A 1,597-nucleotide genomic window follows, 5' to 3' on the forward strand; every position below is an offset into this window, starting at 1 on the left:
CCGTACCCCGTACCCCCCGAGCCCCTACGGCACGGCTGACGGGGGGCGGCAGCGAGATGAGCGAGATATATAATTCCCCGATGTATATCCAAGGGGGGCTCAGGGCCATGCAGGTCGCAAAATGGGGCAACAGTCTCGCCGTGCGCTTGCCGGCGACGGTGGTCGAGGCGCTGGCGCTCAAAGAGGGGGACGACATCGAGATCGTCGTCGCCGACGAGCGCCGTTTCGAGGTTCAACGCAAGCCCACCCGCGCGGAGCTGCTGGAGCGGCTGCGCGCCTTTCGTGGGCGTCTGCCGGCAGACTTCCGGTTCGATCGGCTGGACGCCAACGAGGGCCGCGGGTGAGCGCCGAGTCGGACTTCTTCGACACCAATATCATCCTGTACCTGCTGAGCGAGGACGCCGCCAAGGCGGACCGCGCCCTGGCCCTGCTCGGGGCCGGCGGTACAGTCAGCGTCCAGGTCTTGAACGAGGCGAGCGCGCTGCAATATGTGCCGGAGCTGACCTGGATCCGGTTCCTGCGCATCGCGGGAGCGGGAACGGATCTACCGCGGGAGACCGAGAGCGGACTACAGCGGTTCATCCCCGCGGACGCGGGGAACGGGCGCATCGCCGGGGTGAGATCCGTCACTGCCTCTTGCAGCCGCGCCAGCGCCGCGCGCACCGCGGCATCTTCTACTCGAATGTCGATCCTGGCCACGGGCGCGGGGGAAATAGGGCCTCACATTGCATTTCCACGCCTGATTTCAGCCCACGCCGCCGGCCGCGCGGCTTCGGCTTGACCGGCTCGTTAGGCGACTATGCGTGATTGCAAGACCTGACCCCTTCTTCCTGCTTCTTCCCTTCTTCCGGTCAAATGGTGACGCCGTAGCCAGCAAAAAAAATCAATTGTGAGGTAATTCAACCACCTTCAAGACAGTCGATTGCTCGTGTAAGTACGCGCCGGCAATATTCGACTCCATCCGTATGCAGTTCCACGCCTTTCATATTTAACCAGATATTATATGTTCCCTCTGTTCCAGAGTGCCGGCTTACTTCTTTAAATTCCCCCAGGGCGTAATCCAACTTTCTATTGAGAACTGTTCGCACATCCTTGAAGCTTTGCGCCCCGTCCAAAATAGGCGCATTGGTCGCAAAGATACGGACTACTACATCTGAAACACGTGTGCTGATCTTACGAAACTCGAGCGCGATTCTGTAAGCCCCTGTCTTTGTGAGAAATTCATTCGCCGATATTTGTCTTTCGGGAGATAAGCCGATTATGGAAAAAATCAACTCCTTTTGGAAGACCTCCAAACCAAGGATGCGCGCATGATCGTGCTGTGTGACTAATGTGATAATCTCAAATATCTGATCGCTGACTTCGCGGAAGTCCTGAATCCTGTCTTTCGGAGAAATTCTGGTACAGTGCTCGTATACTGAAGTTTCTCATTTCCGCATAGCGAGATCATAATATAAGCAAACACTAATAAACGCGCATATTAGTGAAAGCTTATTGACGAATGCCATGCGGCGGCAATGACAAAAAGGGTGTGACAAGCGCGGGCAAATCGGCGAATAAACAAGCAGTTAAAGGTGAATACGGGCTCGCTTCGGCG

At 56.7% G+C, this 1,597-nt stretch carries 3 protein-coding genes; 2 read left to right on the forward strand and 1 reads right to left on the reverse strand.

Annotation, left to right across the window (positions count from 1 at the left end; translation table 11 throughout):
- Positions 1–107: 107 nt before the first annotated feature.
- On the forward strand, positions 108–344 hold the full coding sequence (locus CKO41_RS18195; protein ID WP_200250678.1) for an AbrB/MazE/SpoVT family DNA-binding domain-containing protein: 237 nt from the start codon (positions 108–110) through the stop codon (positions 342–344).
- Positions 341–781, forward strand: a complete 441-nt coding sequence (locus CKO41_RS18200; RefSeq protein WP_200383281.1) for a PIN domain-containing protein — start codon at positions 341–343, stop codon at positions 779–781. Before CKO41_RS18195 ends, CKO41_RS18200 begins: the two co-directional genes overlap by 4 nt.
- Before the next feature lie 118 nt (positions 782–899).
- Here the strand turns inward: CKO41_RS18200 and CKO41_RS18205 are convergent, their stop codons facing one another.
- The gene (locus CKO41_RS18205) at positions 900–1,295 is read right to left on the reverse strand and encodes a hypothetical protein (protein WP_200383282.1); all 396 of its coding nucleotides are present in this window, start codon (positions 1,293–1,295) and stop codon (positions 900–902) included.
- Positions 1,296–1,597 lie beyond the last annotated feature (302 nt).

It is taken from the genome of Thiococcus pfennigii (assembly GCF_016583835.1).
In the GTDB taxonomy this organism is placed as follows: Bacteria; Pseudomonadota; Gammaproteobacteria; order Chromatiales; family Chromatiaceae; genus Thiococcus; species Thiococcus pfennigii.